Annotated in this window: 17 protein-coding genes; 5 read left to right on the top strand and 12 right to left on the bottom strand. The window is 66.5% G+C overall.

Features of this window, described 5'->3' with window-relative positions:
• Positions 1–103 precede the first annotated feature (103 nt).
• Entirely contained in the window at positions 104–571 is a 468-nt protein-coding gene (locus QRN11_RS19325) for an Lrp/AsnC family transcriptional regulator (RefSeq protein WP_142058335.1), read from the bottom strand.
• Positions 572–649: 78 nt separating this feature from the next.
• Here QRN11_RS19325 and QRN11_RS19320 point away from each other — a divergent pair, with 78 nt between their 5' ends.
• Positions 650–931: an HAD hydrolase-like protein gene (locus tag QRN11_RS19320; RefSeq protein WP_285314104.1), complete on the top strand. Its 282-nt coding sequence runs from the start codon at positions 650–652 to the stop codon at positions 929–931.
• A 124-nt stretch (positions 932–1,055) separates the two neighbouring features.
• On the opposite strand, the gene QRN11_RS19315 is transcribed toward QRN11_RS19320, so the two are convergent.
• From QRN11_RS19315 to QRN11_RS19285, 7 genes are read right to left on the bottom strand one after another with little or no spacing between them, the layout of a single operon-like run.
• A complete protein-coding gene (locus QRN11_RS19315; protein ID WP_285314103.1) occupies positions 1,056–1,214 on the bottom strand; it encodes a hypothetical protein in 159 nt (52 codons plus the stop codon).
• Positions 1,211–2,587, bottom strand: a complete 1,377-nt coding sequence (locus QRN11_RS19310; RefSeq protein WP_285314102.1) for an NtaA/DmoA family FMN-dependent monooxygenase — start codon at positions 2,585–2,587, stop codon at positions 1,211–1,213. Before QRN11_RS19310 ends, QRN11_RS19315 begins: the two co-directional genes overlap by 4 nt.
• Before the next feature lie 11 nt (positions 2,588–2,598).
• A complete protein-coding gene (locus tag QRN11_RS19305) occupies positions 2,599–3,681 on the bottom strand; it encodes an LLM class flavin-dependent oxidoreductase (protein ID WP_285314101.1) in 1,083 nt (360 codons plus the stop codon).
• Positions 3,678–4,514 (bottom strand): DUF1684 domain-containing protein, encoded by an 837-nt coding sequence (locus tag QRN11_RS19300; protein WP_285314100.1) that lies wholly within the window; start codon positions 4,512–4,514, stop codon positions 3,678–3,680. The genes QRN11_RS19305 and QRN11_RS19300 overlap by 4 nt, the downstream gene beginning before the upstream one ends.
• Positions 4,511–5,563, bottom strand: a complete 1,053-nt coding sequence (locus tag QRN11_RS19295) for an ABC transporter substrate-binding protein (protein ID WP_285314099.1) — start codon at positions 5,561–5,563, stop codon at positions 4,511–4,513. The genes QRN11_RS19300 and QRN11_RS19295 overlap by 4 nt, the downstream gene beginning before the upstream one ends.
• Positions 5,564–5,575: 12 nt before the next feature.
• Positions 5,576–6,403 carry an amino acid ABC transporter ATP-binding protein gene (locus QRN11_RS19290; protein WP_285314098.1) on the bottom strand — a complete coding sequence of 276 codons (828 nt, stop codon included), beginning with the start codon at positions 6,401–6,403 and terminating at the stop codon, positions 5,576–5,578.
• Entirely contained in the window at positions 6,400–7,506 is a 1,107-nt protein-coding gene (locus tag QRN11_RS19285; protein WP_285314097.1) for an amino acid ABC transporter permease, read from the bottom strand. The genes QRN11_RS19290 and QRN11_RS19285 overlap by 4 nt, the downstream gene beginning before the upstream one ends.
• Positions 7,507–7,773: 267 nt before the next feature.
• Between QRN11_RS19285 and QRN11_RS19280 the strand changes: the two genes are divergently transcribed.
• The 4 genes from QRN11_RS19280 (at position 7,774) to QRN11_RS19265 (ending at position 13,221) form a co-directional block, all read left to right on the top strand.
• Positions 7,774–9,741 carry an FAD/NAD(P)-binding protein gene (locus tag QRN11_RS19280; RefSeq protein ID WP_285314096.1) on the top strand — a complete coding sequence of 656 codons (1,968 nt, stop codon included), beginning with the start codon at positions 7,774–7,776 and terminating at the stop codon, positions 9,739–9,741.
• 150 nt (positions 9,742–9,891) lie between these two features.
• On the top strand, positions 9,892–10,362 hold the full coding sequence (locus QRN11_RS19275) for a GNAT family N-acetyltransferase (protein WP_285314125.1): 471 nt from the start codon (positions 9,892–9,894) through the stop codon (positions 10,360–10,362).
• Positions 10,363–10,410: 48 nt separating this feature from the next.
• Positions 10,411–12,159, top strand: coding sequence for a helicase HerA-like domain-containing protein (locus QRN11_RS19270; protein ID WP_285314095.1), 1,749 nt, complete (start codon positions 10,411–10,413; stop codon positions 12,157–12,159).
• A gap of 69 nt (positions 12,160–12,228) precedes the next feature.
• Positions 12,229–13,221: a hypothetical protein gene (locus QRN11_RS19265; RefSeq protein ID WP_170850849.1), complete on the top strand. Its 993-nt coding sequence runs from the start codon at positions 12,229–12,231 to the stop codon at positions 13,219–13,221.
• A gap of 46 nt (positions 13,222–13,267) precedes the next feature.
• Here the strand turns inward: QRN11_RS19265 and QRN11_RS19260 are convergent, their stop codons facing one another.
• From QRN11_RS19260 to QRN11_RS19245, 4 genes are all read right to left on the bottom strand, one after another.
• A complete protein-coding gene (locus tag QRN11_RS19260; protein ID WP_285314094.1) occupies positions 13,268–14,149 on the bottom strand; it encodes a type IV toxin-antitoxin system AbiEi family antitoxin domain-containing protein in 882 nt (293 codons plus the stop codon).
• Positions 14,150–14,320: 171 nt separating this feature from the next.
• Positions 14,321–16,342, bottom strand: coding sequence for an NHL domain-containing thioredoxin family protein (locus QRN11_RS19255; RefSeq protein WP_285314093.1), 2,022 nt, complete (start codon positions 16,340–16,342; stop codon positions 14,321–14,323).
• Positions 16,342–18,495 carry a bifunctional copper resistance protein CopD/cytochrome c oxidase assembly protein gene (locus tag QRN11_RS19250; RefSeq protein ID WP_502935056.1) on the bottom strand — a complete coding sequence of 718 codons (2,154 nt, stop codon included), beginning with the start codon at positions 18,493–18,495 and terminating at the stop codon, positions 16,342–16,344. The genes QRN11_RS19255 and QRN11_RS19250 overlap by 1 nt, the downstream gene beginning before the upstream one ends.
• Positions 18,496–18,613: 118 nt before the next feature.
• Entirely contained in the window at positions 18,614–18,901 is a 288-nt protein-coding gene (locus QRN11_RS19245; protein ID WP_091421683.1) for an HU family DNA-binding protein, read from the bottom strand.
• Positions 18,902–19,265 lie beyond the last annotated feature (364 nt).

Genomic DNA, 19,265 nt, shown 5'->3' with positions numbered 1-19,265 from the left:
ACGGGACTTCCCGTCCCTCCAAAGACTGATGGACCGGCAAGCAGCCCGAACATTCCTGGGCTCCGCGGTCGGGCGGACGCCGGAGATTGACATGCCCCGGGAGCTAAAGCGCCGGCCTGGCCCCGCCAGGACTCCGCCGGACATAGCTGGACAGAGTCATCGCAGTGACGGTGTCCGTTACCCCGGGAAGCGCAGCTATCTGCTCCCAAATATCCTGAATCCGCTCCAGCGACCGCGCCTCGACGCGCACCAACAGATCAAAATCCCCGCTTACCACGTCGCAAAGAACAACCTCCGGGATGGACTGCAGTACAGCGATTACGTCTGAACCGCGGACCCGGTCCTTCCGGTAGATCATAAAAAATGCGGAGACGGCACCCTGGCCCGGCGTACCCGAAACGATGGTGTAACCCTGGATGTACCCCTGCCGTTCCATCCGATCAATCCGCTGCCGCACGGCGTTCCGGGAAAGCAGGACCTTCGAGGCCAACTCCGCATGGCTGACACGGGCGTTCTTCATGAGTTCCGAAAGGATTCTCTGATCGATCTGGTCAAGGCTTGCTCGATCCATGTTCACCCTTCAAAGCCAGAAATTCCGCCAACACCCATGAACCAGAAACGGCTCACAGACCTAAGGGCCCAAAGACTGATGATACTTCCGCAACAGCAGAACCAGACCGCAGCGATCCCGTTCAACTGCGTTCTGTTCGGCATGGACGGAACCCTCCTGGATTCGGCAGCAGGGGTGATAGCCAGCGCCGCCAAGGCGTTGGCGGCAGTGGGCGCACCCGTGCCCTCCCTGGAAGAAATGCGGCTATATGTAGGCCCGCCGATGATCGAATCCTTCCGAGGACCAGCCGGCCTTGACGAGGAAACCGCGCAGAAGGGTTGTTGGCCGGGGACCGCTCTTATGTGGGACCACCAAGCATAGTTAGTCCGTTTCAGGCCTTCGCGCAAGAATGGCAGCCATCGTCTCAGGCGTCCAACGGACTCACAGCTCCGCAAGCGGAAGAGCGGGACATCCGGAGCTGGAACGATGCCGCCAAGTGCGGAACTTACAGCCGCTGCTCCCCCACCGTCAGCCGCAGCCTGACAGTCCCACGCAAAGGTCCGACGGCGGCACCCACCCCGGTGCCGCCGTCGAGCGTTCCAAGGTAGCGGCGTGAGGTAAGAACCCAGCGCCGCAACCATCCGCGGAGGCGGCCCGCGCTCATGACGCCCGGACCGCCTCAGCTGCTTCATCGGCCGAACGCACCGGCGTCTCCAGCCCAAGATTCTCGCGGAGAGTCTTCCCGGCGTACTCGGTGGGGTAGACGCCGCGTTCCTGCAGTTCCGGGACCAGGTGGTTCACGATGTCGTCCAGGCCCGTAGGAATGAGCCACGGTGAAATGTTGAATCCGTCCACCGCACCCACCCGGGCGTATTCCGCCAACTGGTCCGCAACGGCTGTATACGAGCCCGTGAAGGTGGCATCGATGCGGGCTGTCTTCGAGGAAACGAACTGGCGGATGGAGAGCCCCTTGTCCTTGGCCTCGGCCCGCCACTGGTCCGCCAGTTGCCGCGCCTTCGCACCGTGGAAGCCGCTGCCGCGCGTCTCGGAGGTCTCCTCCACCACGGGGTCTATCTCCGGCAGCGGCCCGTCCGGATCGTATTCGGACAGTTCGCGGCCCCAGAACTGCTCCAGGTATGCGACGGCCTGCTGCGGCCCGATCTGCAGGCTCCGAACCCACTGCTTCTTCGCCAAAGCCTCCTCAGCCGTGGGCGCGAGGATGAATTCACTGGCCGGCATGATCTGCACGGCGTTGGCGCCCCGGCCCGCAGCCAGCGAGCGCTCCACCAGGTCCTTGCGGAACTTCACGGCGTCGTCGAACTTGGGGTGGGCGGAGAAGATGACGTCCGCCTGGCGGGCGGCAAAGTTGCGGCCTTCCGGGGAGTCGCCGGCCTGGAAGAGCACCGGCCGGTACTGCGCGCTCCGCGGCAGGCGCGGCGTCACGTCCACCGTGTAGTGCTGCCCCTCATGGAGCACCCGGCGCGCGGGCCCGTCCGCGGTTTCCCAGGAATCCCAGATCCGCTTGGCCGTCTCCACAAACGCCTCGGCGTGCTTGTAGCGGTCAGCGTGGTCCAGGTATCCCCCGCGGCGGAAGTTCGCGCCGGTCCAGGCGTTGTCCGTGGTTACGATGTTCCACGCCGCCCGGCCGCCGGAGATCAGGTCAAGGGACGCGAGCCGGTGCGCCAGGTCGGCGGGATCGTTGTACGTGGTGTTCTGGGTGGCCACCAGCCCGATGTTTTTGGTCACCGACGCCAAGGCGGCGAGCATGGTCTGCGCATCAGGCCGACCCGCCACATCCAGAGCGTGCGGGCGGCCAAGGTGTTCACGCAGCCGGAGCCCCTCGCCCAGGAAGAAGGCGGCGAACAACCCGCGCTCGGCGGTCTGCGCGATGCGGCGGAACGACTCAAAATCCGTCTGCGAGCCGGATTCGGCCGCCTTCCAGATGGTCCCGGAGTTCACGCCCTGGAAGAAGATGCCGAACTGGATCTTGCCCGACGGCGTGAAGACCCCGGATTTAGCACGGTTGTGCGGTGTCATGGTTATTCCCCTTATTTTCCGGCGCCAGCGGCGGCGGATGCGTAGCTGCTGGCCGGGCGCACCAGGCCCAGCAGGTCACGGAAGGTGCCGTCCTGCACAGGCGGCCGAAGGGCGCCCCGGCGCCGAAGCTCCGGCAGCACCAGCCGGGAAAGTTCGTCCAGTTCCAGCGCGAGCGACGCCGGATGGAGACGGACGCCGTCGGCCTCCCTCAGCAGCTCCGCAAGGAAGTCCACGAGGCCTGCAGCGCTGCCGGCGTACCGTGCTCGGCCGCCGTCGAACCCTGCTTGGTTCGAACCGACCAGCCGCTCAGCCGCGGCCTGTCCGCGCGTGTCCAGGACGACGTCGAGCTCGGCGATGACTGCCACGGACTCCCCCAGCCGCTCCCGGACATCCCGCACCTCGGCGGCGAGCAGTTCAGGCGTCGGCGCGGTGGCGAGCACAGCGTCAACCGCGTCGGCCGGAACCTGCCCCGGGCCCACCAGCGAGGCCCCGGCAATCACCGGCAGCTGTCCCTGCAGCGGCCTCGGGATGATGGACGGGCCCTTGACCGAGTACGCGGGCCCGGCAAAGTCCGCCGGAGTTTCAAAGTCCGCATAGTGCAGCTTGTCCACATCGATGTACCGGCCCGTGGCGACGTCGCGGATCACGGCGTCGTCCTCCCAGGAATCCCACAGCCGGCGGGACACCTCAATCGATGCCGCGGCTTCCTGCCCCAGCGCGGCCCCGGCAGCAAAAGAGCGTCCGACGGCGGCAGCAGCCTCAGGTGATTCCGCTGCGGTGGCGATCCACCCCGCACGGCCGCCCGACACATAGTCGAGGCTCGCAAGCTGGGTGGAGACGTGGAACGGTTCGGTGTAGACGGTATCCACTTCCGGGACCAGGGCGATGCTGCGGGTCACGGGCCCGGCGAAGGCCGCCCGCTGCAGCGCGTTGGCCCGGCCCGGAACCGGCGCATCGGTGAAGGTGGCTGCGTGGAACCCGGCCGATTCAGCTGCGAGGACGGCTTCGCCAAGGCTCGCGAAGTCCCCGCCGTCCCACCCGGCGCCATCGAGTTCGATGGCAAGAAACCCCGGCTTGATCGATGAAGTGCTCACTGCTGGTCCTGACGTTCGTAGGGAATCTTCTCGCCGGCTTCAACGGCCACCGGCAGCCTGTTTTCCGCAGGCGGCAGCGGGCACGTAGCCAAGTCTGTGTAGGCGCAGGGCAGGTTGACGGCTCGGTTGAAGTCGAGCACCACGGACCCGTCCGCAGCAGGCACCACGGACAGCGAACGGTTGGCCGCATAGGTGGTTTTGCCGGAGGTCTGGTCCGTGAACAGCACCGACAACGAGCCCGGCGCGTGCCCGTTGAATGCGGTCAGCGCCAGCTCCTGGCCGGCCAGCTTGAAGCGGATCTCACCCGGCGCCTCATAGACATGCTGGATGCCTTCGACGGCGGCACCCACCGTGGTGGAACGCGGCGCCTCGAACGGCACGTAGGTTCCACGGACAGCATAGGCAGCATCGGGTGAGTAGGCGGGCGTGCCCTGGTAGTCCCGCAGCAGCCCGTGCTCCGGGTTCCGCGGCCGCACAATGTACTCGCCGCCGCGCTTGGCCACCTCGATGACGGTATCGCCGGCGACCAGATTGATCCCGCCGCGCTCGTCAATGGGCCCGAATTCGAGCGCTGCCCCGGCGGCGGTGTTCAGCTCCTTGCCGTCCCGCTGCAGAGTTTCACCCGGTTCGAGGACTACGCGGACGACGTCGGCCTCCACACTCCAGGTGCCGGGGGCACCTTCCAGCCGGGCGGCTTCGCTGCCCAGCCAGTGCAGGTGGGTCACCGCCAGGAAGCCGTGCGGATGGGCGCGCTGGCGTTCGTGGGCAGCATGCCATTCCTGCCAGTCGGCGTCGAAGGATTCGAGGGCGGTTTCAGTATGTAGTGCGTTCATGATGCCTTTCCTGAAGGGGCCGCGGTGGCCGTGGCCTGGGCGGCCGCGAAGCTTTCCTCGGTGATGGTCTTCGACTCCGGCAGCGCCTCCTCGGACAGGCCCCAGCGCTCCAGCACCTTGGCATAGGAACCGTCCTTGATCGCGGAGTTGAGGGCCTCGGTGATGACCGGTGCCAGGCCGTTGCCGCGCAGGGTGGTGGCGGCCACCAGGGTTTCGGACGGCCAGCCCGCGTTGACCTTGCCCACCACTTTCAGGTCGTCGCGGGTGTTTTCCCTGTACACGGTGGACGGGTAGGGCGCGATGTTCAGGTCGGTGCGGCCGGAGGACAGCGCCAGTATGGTGTCGGCGTCGGAGGAGTAGTACTGCAGGGTGGCCGGTGCCTTGCCCTTGCTTTCCAGCTCCTTGTTCCAGGCCAGCAGGATCTTCTCCTGGTTGGTCCCCGACCCCACGGACACCTTCAGCCCGGAGATGTCGTCGGCGCCCTTGATGTCATAGGTAGAGGACTTTTTCGCTTCAAAACCCATAAACGCCGCCCGATAGCTGGCGAAGTCGAACAGCTTCACCCGGTCCTTGTTCACGCCCACGTTGGAGAACACCGCCTCGAAGTCGCCCGACTGGGTCTTCAGCGGCCAGTTCTCCCAGGACGTCACCTGGACATCCAGCTCCAGGCCCAGCTTGTCCGCCACCAGCTGCGCAATGTCCAACTCGGAACCGATCGGCGTCTTGTCATCGGTGGCGTGGAAGGACAGCGGGATGGAGCCGGCGGTGGTGGCAACGGTGAGCTTGCCGTCCTTGCCGATCAGTCCGGGGACCTTGGCGGCGAGCGCCGCATCCTTCTCGGCACGGAGGCGCTGCTGGTCGGGCGACGTGTTGTAAACCACGCCGTTGCGTGCCGCCGTCGTCTGCGCTCCTCCGCTGGCGGAACCGGCAGCTGTTGCGCCGGGATCAGCGCAGGCCGCGAGCGCAGCAGCGGACAGAAGGACGACGGCGGGCAGCGCCAGCGAGCGCACGCTGAGGTGGCGGCGGGAAGGGCCGGTGGGAAATGCCATGGGAGGAATCCTTTAGATGTTGAAAGCCGGCTCGAGCACTTTGGAGAAGAAGCTCCGGGTGCGCGGTTCCTGCGGGTTGGTGAAAATCTGCTCCGGGGTGCCCTGTTCCACGATCTGCCCCTGGTCCATAAACACCACGGTGTCCGCCACATCGCGGGCGAAGCCCATCTCGTGGGTGACGATGATCAGGGTGGTGCCGGATTTTGCGAGTTCGCGGATGACGTCCAGCACCTCGTTGACCAGCTCCGGGTCCAGGGCCGAGGTGGGCTCGTCGAACAGCAGGATCTTGGGGTCAAGGGCGAGCGCGCGGGCGATGGCCACGCGCTGCTGCTGGCCGCCGGAAAGCTGGCGGGGGTACGCGCCCGCCCGGTCCTTGAGGCCCACCCGGTCCAGGAGTTCCAGGCCGCGGCGCCGGGCCTCCTCCTTAGAGCGACCCTGTGCGACGACAGGGGCTTCGGCCACGTTTTCCAGCGCGGTCAGGTGCGGGAACAGGTTGAAGTTCTGGAACACCATGCCGATTTCGGTGCGCTGCTTCAGAATCTCCTTCTCCCGCAGCTCGTGCAGCTTCTGGCCCCGGACTTCGTAGCCCACCAGTTTCCCGTCAATGGAGATGTAGCCGCCGTCCACCTTTTCCAGGTGGTTGATGGTGCGCAGCAGGGTGGACTTGCCGGATCCGGACGGACCCACAATGACGGCCACGCCGCCCGGCTCCACGGTGAGGCTGACGCCCTTGAGGACTTCTGTGGCGCCGAAGGATTTGTGGACCTTGGTGATTTCCACCAGGCCGCGGGTGGCAGCAGTGCTTGCCGGCGCTTCGGCAGTTGCGGTTGCGGTGCTCATCGTGCATTCCTTGCGTTGTTGGCCACGGCGTGGGTGGCGAAGAATTTGCGGGCCTTCTGCAGGGGCGTCAACGGCAGGTTCCGCACCGCGCCCTTGGAGTAGTGCCGTTCGATGTAGTACTGGAACACGCTCAGCACGGACGTGATCACCACGTACCAGAGCGTGGCCACTAGCAGCAGCGGCAGGACTTGCTGGGTGCGGTTGTAGATGACCTGCACGGTGTAGAACAGCTCGGAGTAAGCCAGGACATAGACGATGGACGTGCCCTTGACCAGGCCGATGATCTCGTTGAACGCGGTGGGCAGGATGGCCCGCATGGCCTGAGGCAGGACGATCCGCGTTGACCGGCGCCAGGCCGGGATGCCCAGCGCGGCCGCGGCCTCCAGCTGGCCCTGGTCCACGGAAAGGATGCCGCCGCGGATGATCTCGGCCGAGTAGGCGGCCTGGTTCAGGGTCAGTCCCAGCACTGCTGCCGCAAACTGGCTGATCAGTGTGGTGGTCTGCACCTCGAAGAACCGGACATCGGTGAACGGGATTCCCAGGCTGATCTTCTCGTACAGGTAGCCCAGGTTGTACCAAAGGAGCATCTGGACCAGCAGCGGCGTGGACCGGAAGATCCAGGAGAACGTCCAGGAAACGGAGACCAGCAGCGGCGACGCGGACAGCCGCATCAGCGCCAGGATGAACCCCAGCACAAAGCCGAGGATGCCTGAGATCGCGGTCAGTTTCAGGGTCTCCAGCAACCCGGCGATGACGGACTGGGCCGTGAACCACTGCGCCACAACACCCCATTCCCAGCGGGGATTCGTGGCAAGGGACCAGGCGACGGCCAGGACGCCCAGGGCCACAAATGCCGTGCCCACCCAGCGCCACGGATGCTTTGCGGCCACCACGCGGAAGGCCGAGTAATCCGTGGCTACACGGGCGCTTCCGCCTTTCGGCGGGTTACCGCCGGAGCCGGAAGGGGCTGTTTCCGCAGTGGCAGCCTGTGGAGTAGGGCCGCCTAAAGTCGCGTGCCCGCCAGCGTCGGCGTCCGGCGCCGCGCCGGCAGCCGACTGTGCTGACGTTGTTGACTGCGCCGCGGTAGTTGCTGCTGAACTCATGCGCCACCTCGCTTCTGTGGTTTGGGCCGGGACTGTTTGACCCGGTTGCTGGCTGCAAATCTAGGACCGGCCGGAATGGGGCAGCAAGGCGGCAGGTTGCATAACTTCACCGGAGTTCGCACAGCGTCATGAGTCCGTTTTTTGCGTCTGTTGACGGGATATGACGCGGAGTTAACGGCCATGACCGGCCGCTCGACCGCCGTCGGAACCGCTGCCTAGCATGGGCACTCCAAGCCGCCCCCTACCGCCGCTACCAGGAGCCCCCCCATGCCAGCGAACATCCCGGCCGTCGTCTTCGTCGGCGGCGGACCCCGCACGGCCGGAGTGCTGGAGCGGCTCGCTGCCAACCGCCCGGAACTGTTCAGCGGACCACTGGAAATCCACGTTGTTGAGCCGCACGTACCGGGCTCCGGCCGCATCTGGCGCTACGACCAGCACCCTGGCCTCCTGCTCAATTCCATGGCGGCGGACATCACCATGTTCACCGATGCCTCCGTGGCCTGCGATGGCCCGGCCGGCGAAGGACCGAACCTGGCCGAATGGGCTGCGGGCGTACTGGACGGGTCCATCACGGACGTTCCGGACTTCCCGCGCAGCCTGCGCGAACAGCTCCGCTCCCTCACCGGCGCCACCTTCCCCACCCGCCAGCTGCAAAGCCAGTACCTGGAGTGGTTCTTCCGGCGGGCAGCCCGGTCGCTGGGCCGCAACGTCACGGTCCACCGGACCACGGCCGTGGCAGTTACACCCGCAGCCGGCAGCCCCGCACATGCCCTCCGCAGCTCCGCCGGCTACCTCGTGGAGCTGGCCAACGGTCGGACCCTGCGGGCCGACGTCGTGGTCACTGCCCTGGGGCATACTGACTCCCGCCCGGACGCCGCCTCTGCCGCCTGGGCCGGCTTCGCCGCGCGGCACGGCGGGTACCACGCGGCACCCAGCTACACCACCGACGTCGACTACTCCCCCATCGCTCCCGGCCAGGACGTCATTGTTGCCGGCATGGGCCTGGCCTTCGTCGACCTCCTTGTCCTCCTGATGGAGGGACGCGGAGGGCGGTTCGTTGAAACCGACGACGGCGGGCTTCGCTACCATCCCTCAGGCCGGGAACCAAGGCTGTGGGCCGGGTCGCGCCGGGGAGTGCCGTACCACTCTAAGATTTCGGCAACGCTGCGGGGCGAGGCGCCGGAGCCGCTGCGGTTCTTCACCGTGGCCGCCGTCGATGCCCTGCTGGCGCGGCACGGGGAACTGGATTTCCACCGGGACCTGTGGCCGCTGATCGCCAAGGAGGCCGGGTACGGCTACTACCGCGAGCTGCTGACCGGCAGTCCCGCACGGGCCGCCATGGGCTGGGACGAATTCGCCGCCCGGTACTCGGAGCTCGAGTGGTACAGCCCCGCGCGGGAGGAACTCGTGGCCGCTGCCGTTCCGGACGCTGCCCTTCACCTTGACCTTGAGCGGCTCGACCGGCCCTTCAGCGGCCGCCGCTTCGCCAACCACCAGGAGGTGCAGGATGCAGTGGTGGGGTACATCGAGCACGATCTTGCCCTCCGGGACAGCCCGGACCACCCCGAAACCCTGGCCCTGTTCCTGGCTTTGCTCCAGGTCTACATGGAGGTGGGCCGGGTGGTCCCGCCGGAGCGCCTTAACGCCAGGTCCCAGCAGACCGTCCACGGCTGGTGGCACGGATTCTTCAGCTTTGTGGACTCCGGCCCACCGCCGCACCGCCTGCGCCAGATGCTGGCGCTGCACCGTGCGGGGCTGCTGCACTTCCTCGGCCCGGACCTCGAGGTGGCCGCGGATGAGTCCACGGGCCTGTTCCATGCGGGCTCGCCCCACTCCGGGACCTTGGTGGCAGCGAAGGCCCTGATCGAAGCCCGCCTGCCCTCGCCCACCGTGACGCGGTCCCGTAATCCGCTGCTGGAGTCCCTGCACAAGACGGGCTTTTGCGCCGAGCAGCAGCTGCTGACGGCGGACGGGATCCATTCCACCGGCAAGCTGCTGATCTCGGCCGGGCACCAGCTCGTGAACGCCGAAGGGGTGCCGCAGCCCGGACTGTTAGGCGTCGGTCCGGGCACGTCAGGCTGGGGCGCGGGGGCCTTTGCCCGGCCCGGCACCAACGCCGCGCCGTTCCGGGAGAATGATGCCCTGGCCCGCAGCATCCTTGCCGTTGCACGCGGCGTCGCCGCAGAATCCTCCGCAACACTGTCCACAGGACCAGCCGCCGTCGGAAAGAATTGAACCGTGACCCCAGAACCTCATCTCAGGCCCCAGCCCCTGGATACCGGGCACCAGCCCTTTGAAGCTGTCCGGCCGCCGCTCGGCACCGGACCGCTGGATGCGTCGCCCCGGCCGGTGGACCCGGCCGCGCTGACGGTCCTTAGCCTCCCCATGCATGATCCCCGGGTCCGGCCGCTGCTGGACGAACTCGCCGTCGAATACGACACGCGCTATGGCGACCTGTTCGGACGGGAGGGAGCAGCAGAGGAACTGAACCGGTACCCCGCCGAAGAGTTCGCGGGGCCGGACGGGGCATTGCTGGTGATCCAGGAGAACGGCGAATCCATCGCCGGCGGGGCCTTCCGCCGGCACGACGGCGTCACCGCCGAGCTGAAGCGGATCTGGACCCACTCCGCCCACCGCCGCCGCGGCCTCGCCCGGGTGGTACTGGCCGAGTTGGAAGCTTTGGCGGCCCGCCGGGGGTACAGCCGGCTCTACCTCACCACCGGACCGCGCCAGCCTGAGGCCAAGTACCTGTATCTGGCCACCGGCTACCAGCCGCAGTTCGACCTGGACGCCGACCCGGAGACCATCAAGTTTCTCGCCTTCACAAAGGAACTTTCCGGACACCCGCAGAACTGACCGTGGTCCCGCCCACACGTTGCGTGGAGCCGCGGCTAAGCTAACCGCATGGCCAACAAAAGCACAGCAGAGAAGCTCGCCACCATCCAGAAGGGCTACACGCTGGAGGGGGCCGCGATCGAACTGGGCGCCGCCATCGTGGACGGCGAACTCCACAAGGAGGCGCAGGTCCGCCTGCCGCTGTCCATGATGAACCGGCACGGCCTGGTGGCCGGTGCAACCGGCACCGGCAAGACCGTCACACTGCACATGATGGCCGAACAGTTGTCCATGGCCGGGGTTCCGGTCTTCCTCGCGGATATCAAAGGCGACCTGTCCGGGCTGGCGACGGCCGCCGTCGGCAGCGACAAACTCAAGGCCCGCACGGAAAGCATCGGGCAGGCGTGGCAGGGCAGGACCTACCCGGTGGAATTCCTGGCGCTGGGCGGGGACGGCAATGGCATTCCGGTCCGGGCCACGGTGTCCTCCTTCGGACCCATCCTGCTCTCCCGCATCATGGAGCTCAACGACACCCAGGAATCAAGCCTGCAGCTGGTGTTCTACTTTGCGGACAAAAACGGCCTGGAACTGATCGACCTGAAGGACCTCCGCGCGGTCATCCAGTTCCTCACCTCAGATGAGGGCAAGGACCAGCTGGAAGAGCTCGGCGGCCTGTCGAAGGCCACCGCCGGTGTGATCCTGCGTGAACTGGTGAACCTCGAGGCCCAGGGGCTGGAAAAGTTCTTCGGCGAACCGGAGTTCGATACGGCCGAGCTGCTGCGCACCGCCCCGGACGGCCGCGGCGTGGTCACGTGCCTGGAGCTGCCCACCCTGCAGACCAAACCCATGCTGTTCTCCACCTTCCTGATGTGGCTGCTCGCCGACTTGTTTGAGGACCTGCCCGAGGCGGGCGACCTGGACAAACCCAAGCTGGTGTTCTTCCTCGATGAAGCCCACCTGCTGTTCAACGGCGCGTCCAAGGCATTCCTCGAGGCGATCACCACCACTGTCCGGCTCATCCGGTCCAAGGGCGTGGGGATCTTCTTTGTCACCCAGACGCCCAAGGACGTCCCCGCTGATGTCCTCGGCCAGCTGGCCAACCGGGTGCAGCACGCCCTGCGTGCCTTCACCCCGGAGGACGCCAAAGCACTCAAGGCAACCGTCTCCACGTTCCCGGTCAGCGACTACGACCTCGAAGAGACGCTCACTTCTGCAGGCATTGGTGAAGCCGTTATTACGGTCATGAACGAGAAGGGCGCTCCCACCCCGGTGGCCCTCACCAGGCTGCGGGCCCCCGAATCCCTGATGGGGCCCAGCGCGGAGGACCTGGTCCGGAGCACCGTGGCGGGTTCGGCCCTGCTGGGCAAATACGGTACGTCCGTGGATAACCCCTCGGCCTACGAGAAGCTCACCGGAAAGGCCGCGGCTCCCACCGGGCCTGCCGCTCCCGGCCAGCCGCCGGTTCCCGGTTCGGGTGCTCCCGGCGGCGGTGTTCCTGATTCCGGTGCCGGCGGCAGTCCGGACGTTGATGCCGAGGCCCGGCGCATTGAGGAGGAGATCCTCGGCCGTCCCAGCAGCAGGCCGGCGCCTTCCGCCAGGACCAGTGCACCCCGCATCCGAGACGAGGCACCGCGCGCCCCACGGCCGCCGTCACCGCCCCAGGACGCGGGCGGCGGGATGATGGGCGACCTGGGCGGTGTCCTCGGCGGAGCACTGGGAGGCGGGCTGAAGAGCATGGCCAGGTCCATCGGAACGCAGCTGGGACGCGAGCTGCTGCGGGGTGTTTTCGGCACATCGTCCCGGCGCCGGCGCCGCTGAGAGGTACCGCGCGCAGCTGACTCAACTGCCGTCGTCGTGCGCTTGGCAGGTAACGTATTGAAAGTGCAGATGAGTCAAGCGTTGGTGAGGATAGCGGCCGGATGGCTGCTGGGCCTCATGCTTGCCGTGGCCGCTGCCGTGGTTGCGGTTAATGTGGTGAACAATACCGTGGCCAGTCCGCAGCAGCCGGTGCGCGAGTATCTGGACGCGCTGCAGGGCGGGGATGGCGGCAAGGCGCTGGGACTCTTGAGAGCTACGGTCCCGCCCAGCAACGCCGCAATGTTGGACGGCACCGCCCTGCAAACGGCCGTGTCCCGGCTCGCTAACGTCAACATTGGCGAGGCCGAGGAACGGCCGGGCGGCCAGGTGATGGTGCCCATGGAGTACACCATTGACGGCAGCCGCCTCCGCACCGAGTTCCTGCTGCAGAAGACCGGAACCGAGTGGATCTTCTTCAACACCTGGGCGTTTGTGCCGTCCCGGCTGCCGACTGTTGACGTGTCGGTGGTCAATTCCCCCGAGGCAACGGTCAACGGTGTGGACGTCAATATGCCCAATGGCCGGAACTCTTTCGCGGTCTTCTATCCAGGCGAGTACGAGGCCACTGTCAATGGTGAGTACTTCTCGGCTCCTGCCACCCGCGCCACTGTCACCGGCCGCGACGCACCTGTGGCCCCGCTCAACCTGCTGACCCAGGCCACGGACAACCTGAAGAAGGATGTGACGGCGAAGGTCAAGGAATTCCTGGACGGCTGCGCTGCCCAGGCGGTCAAGGAGCAGAAGCTCCAGCCGGACTGCCCGTTCTACTACGCCAGCAACAACCGGGTGCAGGACGGCACCATCAAGTGGTCTGTGACGGAGTACCCCAATGTGTCCATCGAACCGTTCGACGGGCGGTGGGTGGTGGCGCCGCTGGATGGCAAGGCCAAGGTGGAGGCCCTCCAGCAGAACCTGTTCACCGGCGCCTGGTACCCCCTGGACGAAGAGGTGGACTTCAGCTTCACCACCCGGCTGGACGTCTCCGGGGACGCCATCAAGGTCACGCCGCTCCTCAGCTTCTAGGCTTTTCGCGCCACACTGGCCCGGTTATTGCGGTCTGCAGGCAGGATTACCAGCCATTTTCTTGCCAATTGCGCGAATAACCGGGCCGGTTTGGCTGCGGCCACCGCGAGGAACCCCTGGCCAGCACCTCCCGGACCTGGACCAGGACGGATTCGGGCGCGTGAACGACGTCATCGTAGAAGAACCTGAGAACGGGCAGGCCCTGCAACGTCGCCGAGTTGTCCCTGCGCCGGTCCTTCTTGAACTGGCGCACCTCAAGGTGGAAGGCAAGCCCGTCAATCTCCACTATGAGGAAACCCTCCAACAGGAAGTCCACGCGGCCGATGCCGTCGATCCACACCTGTGTCTTCGTCAGGATGCCGGCATCCCGAAACAGAACTCGGGCCAAGGTTTCGAGGAGGGAGTCTGCACCACGGTCAACTTTGGACACCACGTTCCGCGCCTTCCCGCAGCGGCGGCCGTCAAGGTGGCGGAGCAGATACGACAGTTCGATGTCTCCGCGGTTGTAGGCGCACTCCACCATCACCAGAGACTCGAGTTCCGGCAGGCACAACAAGGCATGAAGCAGGACATCGGGGAGGGCTACGAGAGTGCGATGCCGGGGTGGCTGCGTCAGGTCAGTACGGTGGCTGACACATCGCATCGCGCTCCGGCCGTTGCTTTGCCAGTAGTGGGGCGTGACAGGGGGGCTGAGCTGCCAGAGGCCATAAGCCCGGGCGGCGGAAGCACACGTAACCAGACCGTGGGCTCGTCCTGCAGCCACCAGTTCCGGATCTGCATCCGCCACGGCCAGGAGTCCTCGCTCCAGTCGTAGGATCTGGCCGCTGCGGACCGCCCGGCGAAGTTCAGTATCCGTGGCACCTGCGGCCAGGACATCGCGCCGCAGCAATACTCCCCCAGCTGATGTGAGGATCTCCATTAGGTCCATCAGGCCACGATGTCTGCCCTGCCAGCCTGGCGGCAGCCCAGAGCGGCGCTATGTGGACAAGATGGCGCCCACGCTGGCCCGCTTTTTGAGGCTGGCAGCAAGAAAAGTGGCCCGGTTTCCGCCTGTAGGGCTGGGAAACCGGGCCACTTTGGGCACACAAAGTACGGCGGGTCAGTCCATGCCGCGCAGGTCCAGCACCAGCTCGGTATCGCCGTCGGCCTGGAGCAGCACCGGGATGCCCCAGTCCTGCTGGTAGAGGTGGCAGGCCGCGTGGTCCGGGATCTCGCCGTCCTCGGTTTCCGGGCTGTCGCACGCTGCCGCGCGGGCCGTGATGTGCAGGATACCCTCGGGCACGTCCGAGGACAGCTCGAGGGTACGGAGCAGTCCCACTGAGGTGCCGCCGCCGGACACCAGCAGCTCGGGCGGTGTGGAGGAGATCTTCAGCTGGGTGGGATCACCCCAGCGGTCATCCAGCTTCTGCCCGGTGGGGGCCGTGAACCGGACCGTCAGCTCCAGCGGGCCGGGCGCAACCGGGCTCTTGGGCCGGTGGGTCTGCGACGCGCCCTCGTCCACCTGCTGTGCTTCCTTGGGGATCGGCACGTACACGAGCTGGTGCTGGTTGGCTTCCACCACCACCAGCAGCGGCTCCGAGCCGGCCGACTGCGTGTGGTCCACGATCACGTCGGACGGCTCAAGCAGCCCGCGGGCAAGGGTGGAGACCGTACCGCTGGACGGGTCATAGCGCCGGACAGCACCGTTGTAGGTGTCCGCGATGGCCACGGAACCATCGGGCAGGACGGTCACGCCCAGTGGGTGCTGGAGCCGGGCTTCGTCGGCGGGGCCGTCCCGGAAGCCAAAGTCGAACAGGCCCTTGCCTACCGCGGACTCCACGGTGATGGCCCCGTCGTCGCCAACTACCAGCTTGCGCAGCGCGGACGTCTCGGAATCTGCCACCCAGATGTTGCCCTCGGCGTCCTCGGCCAGGCCGGAGGGCTGCGCGAACCAGGCCTCGTGGGCGGGACCGTCCAGCAGCCCCTCCAGGCCGTTGCCTGCAACGATCGCCACCGTACCGGTCAGCGGGTCGAAGCTGAAGATCTGGTGTGTGCCGGCCATGGCGATCACCACGGCGTTGAGCTTCCTGGACCAGACGAGGTCCCATGGCGAGCTGAGTGAGACCTCCAGCGGGTGTTCACTGAGGCGCCCGGTGAATCCGGCAGCGTCCTCGTCAACCCGCGCCGGCCCGGTTTCCAGCAGGCGCTGCACGCCGTTGCCGGCCACCGTGGAGGCCTTGCCGTCAGTGAGTGACAGGCCCCGGAGCCGGTGGTTGACGGAGTCTGCAATCACGACGTCGTAGCCCGCCCTGGCAGCCACGTCTTCCGGCAGGAGGACCAGGCCCTGCGGCTCGTTGAAGCGGGCGGTGGCGTCGTCGCCGGCGGCGGGGCCGTCAACGTGCCCTTTGGTGCCGGCGCCGTAGGTTCCCAGGACGGTTTGGAAGTCGGTGTCCAGTTCCACCAGGCGGTGGTGGCCGGTGTCGGTGACCAGCCACGATCCCTTTGCGGCACCGTTGGAAACTGCGGCACCTGCCGCGCTGCCGTCGTCGGACGTTCCCTCTGATACTGAACCGCGGCCGGCGGGAAGGAACAGCGCCTTGCCGGGGAAGCGCAGGGTGCCGGCGGTGGGCTCCGGCGCCACGTACGGGCCGGAGCCGCGGTGCAGCGTGCCCTTGGCCTCGTGCTCCGCGATGAGCTCGGGGATCAGTACCGCGAGCCCGTCCGCATGGCCTTCACCGGACAGGTGCGCCACGATGTAGCCCTCGGGGTCGATGACCACGAGAGTGGGCCAGGCGCGGGCGGTGTAGGCCTTCCACGTGTCCAACTCCGGGTCATCCAGGACGGGGTGGTGGATCTCGTAGCGCTCCACGGCGGCAGCCAGCGCTACAGGGTCCGCTTCGTGTTCGAACTTGGGCGAGTGGACGCCCACGGTGACCAGGACGTCGGAGTACTGCTCCTCGAGGGGCCGCAGTTCGTCCAGGACGTGCAGGCAGTTGATGCAGCAGAACGTCCAGAAGTCCAGCAGCACAATCTTGCCGCGGAGGGCTTCGAGGTCCAAAGATTTGCCGCCGGTGTTCAACCAGTTACGGCCCACCAGTTCGGAGGCTCGGACCCGGAGGTGGGTGCGTACGGTTTCGCTCATCAGCGTCCTTCCGTCTTGTTTCGTTCGGCCAGCCTGGCGTCGCGTTCGGCCAATTTGGCAAACATATCGTTGTAAGCGGTGAGATCGGCGTCGTTATTCCTGTCCGCCGCCCGGTCCACGCGTTTGGTCTCCCGCTGGTCCGAGCGCGACCACATAATGGCCACGCCGATGGCCACCAGGAGCGTGGGTACCTCGCCGATCCCCCAAGCCACAGCGCCGCCGGTCTGCTGGTCCAGCAGCGCGGACTGGCCCCAGGCCCGGCCCAGGTTGCCGAAGTAGTCCGCGGCCAGGAGGTTGGTCCCGCCCATGATGGCCACGCCGAAGAAGGCGTGGAAGCCCATGGTGGCCAGGAGCAGCAGCAGCCGCATGGGGTACGGCGCACGGCGGGGCAGCGGGTCCGTGCCGATCATGCTCAGGATGAAGATGTATCCGGTGAGCAGGAAGTGCAGGATCATCAGCTCGTGCCCCACGTGCTCGCGCATGGCGTACCCAAACAGGTCCGAGTAATAGAACAGCACGATCGAGCCGGCGAAGTTGGCGGCGGCGAAGATCGGGTGCGTGACTACCTGCGAGAACCTGGAGTGGACAAACACCAGCAGCCACTCGCGCGGGCCTCGTGAACCGTCTCCGCGCGGAGGCAGTGCCCTTAGTGCCAGGGTCACGGGTGCTCCGAGGACCAGGAAGATGGGCGCCACCATGGTCAGCGCCATGTGGTCCACCATGTGCGCAGAGAACAGGACGCGGCCATAGACCGACGGCGGCCCGGACGTGATGTAGGTGAGCACCAGGAGGCCAATCACCCAGTTCACGGAGCGGAACCACTGCCACTTGTCACCGCGGCGGTAGATTTTCGCGACACCGAGGAAGTAGGACACCAGCCCGAACAGCGCCACGGCGATCCACAGCCAGTCCAGCCGCCACTCTGTCAGCCAGCGCACGGGCGTCAGTTCGGGGGGAAGCTCGTAGCCGCTGAGGATGAACGCCGGTGAAGCGTCGGGGGCAAAGGTGGTGGGCTGCGGCGGTGCGGAGCGGCCCAGGGCCACGGCGATGCCGGACGTTGCGCCCATCACCAGGAACTCGGCCAGGACCAGCTGCCATAGGACCCGGCGCGAGGACATGGTGGAACCCTTGGCACCCAGCTGCGGGATGACCCACTGCCGGTGCATAAACCCGATCCCGCCCAGCACCACGGTCGCGGCGGACTTGGCGAGGATCAGCTGGCCGTACGGGGAACCAACGAGGTCACCCCAGTTGGTGATGCGGATGCTGGCGTTGATGATGCCAGAGGCGAAGACGAGCACGAAGGCGAACCCGGCCAACGAGGAGAATCTGCGGAGTGTGGCTTCTGTGGTGTCCGTGGAAGCGCCGGCCTTGGAGCCGGTGAGGATACCGGACAGCAGCGCCAGCATAATGATGCCGCCCACCCAGGTGCTCACGCCTACCAGGTGCAGGCCGAGGGAGTTGATGGCACCCTCGTGGTCCGACGAACTGGAGGAGTGTCCGATCAGGGCCGTCGGGACCAGGCCGATGAGGGCCAGGACCAGGGTCAGTGCCAGCCCGCCCTGGGATCTGACGCCGAACAGGGCTGTTGTCACCACGGCGGCGATGATGGTGACGGCGAGCCAGGCCCGGCCCGTCTCGATGTCCGTCATGAAGTAGACCAGGGCCTGCGTGAACTCGGCGTCGCCGGAGACTGCCTGTCCTGCCACGTCAGCGTAGGTGAGCACCAGGACGGCAATGGCGGACAGCGTCCACGCTGCACCCGCGGCAGCAGCGATGGCCAGGGCTCGGGTGAAGGCTGGATGTTCAGCGCCCTCGGCGCCGTTCTCCTGGCCCCGGTTGCGCCGGGTCAGGCTCCTGGGGAGGATGCCAATGGCGAAGATGAGGCCGCCGATGACCGCGGCCACTGAGACGTTGTGGATGGCTTTGGTGACGGGCAGGCCCCAGCGCACCAGGGCACCGGGATCCGAGACCTCACGGGCGGCCGCCGCGCCGGAAAAAAGTAGAGCCGCCACAAGGGCCAGGAGGAGCGCTCCCAGGCCGGCCAGCTGCCATCCCTTGGAGACGCCGAGCGCACCGCTGCCCTGCCCCGGTGCTCCCTTACCGGGAACTGGCGGGGTTGTTGTGGATGGGGGGTTTGCGGCAGAAGGCACCTATCCATTGTCCGTCACCACTGCCCGGGCCGCGAATCGGCCTTAAAAGCAAAAGGGGCGGCAACCACATGGTTGCCGCCCCTTGTCCAGCCGGGTTTTGATGCCGGGAGGAAGAAGCTTACTTCTTGCTGGAGACAGCAGCCTTGAGCTTGGAGCCTGCGGTCAGCTTGACGCTGTGGCCGGCGGCGATCTGGATGGTCTCGCCCGTCTGGGGGTTGCGGCCCGTGCGTGCTGCACGGTCAGTGCGCTCGACGGCGAGCCAGCCCGGGATGGTGATCTTCTCGCCCGCGGCGACAGAAGTCTCGAAAACCTCGAACAGTGCGTCGAGGACGGAGTTGACGGCTGCCTGGCTGGTGCCGGCCTTGCCCGCTACCTCTGCAACAAGTTCACTACGGTTCTTAGCCATTTATGTCCTCCTGGACGGTCATGATTCTGGAGCCTGCACGCGGCATGCGCACAAGCCACTGTTCGAAAACTTACCAGCTTGGGCCCTTCAGGTCCGCAAATTCCGCGTGTTTCCGCGACTTTTTGAGGTTAATCACCCGATTCTTGGGGATTTGGAGCCCTCTATGCTGCCGCGGGCGGCCATGGCGCACTTCCCGCAGCCCTCCCCCGGACGCTCTCTCACTTGATGCGCCTTTTCGAGTAACGCTCTATCACCTGATGCGGGTTTTCGGGTGACGCTCTTTCACTTGATGCTGGTTTTCGAGTGACCCTCAATCACTTGACGCGGCCGACAGCCCGACGGGGTCTTACCTCGGCCGAAAACC

The organism is Pseudarthrobacter sp. fls2-241-R2A-168, assembly GCF_030209335.1.
Classification (GTDB): Bacteria; Actinomycetota; Actinomycetes; order Actinomycetales; family Micrococcaceae; genus Arthrobacter.
This window is presented reverse-complemented; position numbering and strand designations above follow the sequence as displayed.

What these genes read in the sequence shown, in the direction of transcription:
- QRN11_RS19325 (WP_142058335.1), bottom strand. Translation starts at nt 571, where the DNA reads ATGGATCGAGCAAGCCTTGACCAGATCGATCAGAGAATCCTTTCGGAA.
- QRN11_RS19320 (WP_285314104.1), top strand. Translation starts at nt 650, where the DNA reads ATGATACTTCCGCAACAGCAGAACCAGACCGCAGCGATCCCGTTCAAC.
- QRN11_RS19315 (WP_285314103.1), bottom strand. Translation starts at nt 1,214, where the DNA reads ATGAGCGCGGGCCGCCTCCGCGGATGGTTGCGGCGCTGGGTTCTTACC.
- QRN11_RS19310 (WP_285314102.1), bottom strand. Translation starts at nt 2,587, where the DNA reads ATGACACCGCACAACCGTGCTAAATCCGGGGTCTTCACGCCGTCGGGC.
- QRN11_RS19300 (WP_285314100.1), bottom strand. Translation starts at nt 4,514, where the DNA reads ATGAACGCACTACATACTGAAACCGCCCTCGAATCCTTCGACGCCGAC.
- QRN11_RS19295 (WP_285314099.1), bottom strand. Translation starts at nt 5,563, where the DNA reads ATGGCATTTCCCACCGGCCCTTCCCGCCGCCACCTCAGCGTGCGCTCG.
- QRN11_RS19290 (WP_285314098.1), bottom strand. Translation starts at nt 6,403, where the DNA reads ATGAGCACCGCAACCGCAACTGCCGAAGCGCCGGCAAGCACTGCTGCC.
- QRN11_RS19285 (WP_285314097.1), bottom strand. Translation starts at nt 7,506, where the DNA reads ATGAGTTCAGCAGCAACTACCGCGGCGCAGTCAACAACGTCAGCACAG.
- QRN11_RS19280 (WP_285314096.1), top strand. Translation starts at nt 7,774, where the DNA reads ATGCCAGCGAACATCCCGGCCGTCGTCTTCGTCGGCGGCGGACCCCGC.
- QRN11_RS19275 (WP_285314125.1), top strand. Translation starts at nt 9,892, where the DNA reads ATGCATGATCCCCGGGTCCGGCCGCTGCTGGACGAACTCGCCGTCGAA.
- QRN11_RS19270 (WP_285314095.1), top strand. Translation starts at nt 10,411, where the DNA reads ATGGCCAACAAAAGCACAGCAGAGAAGCTCGCCACCATCCAGAAGGGC.
- QRN11_RS19265 (WP_170850849.1), top strand. Translation starts at nt 12,229, where the DNA reads ATGAGTCAAGCGTTGGTGAGGATAGCGGCCGGATGGCTGCTGGGCCTC.
- QRN11_RS19260 (WP_285314094.1), bottom strand. Translation starts at nt 14,149, where the DNA reads ATGGACCTAATGGAGATCCTCACATCAGCTGGGGGAGTATTGCTGCGG.
- QRN11_RS19255 (WP_285314093.1), bottom strand. Translation starts at nt 16,342, where the DNA reads ATGAGCGAAACCGTACGCACCCACCTCCGGGTCCGAGCCTCCGAACTG.
- QRN11_RS19245 (WP_091421683.1), bottom strand. Translation starts at nt 18,901, where the DNA reads ATGGCTAAGAACCGTAGTGAACTTGTTGCAGAGGTAGCGGGCAAGGCC.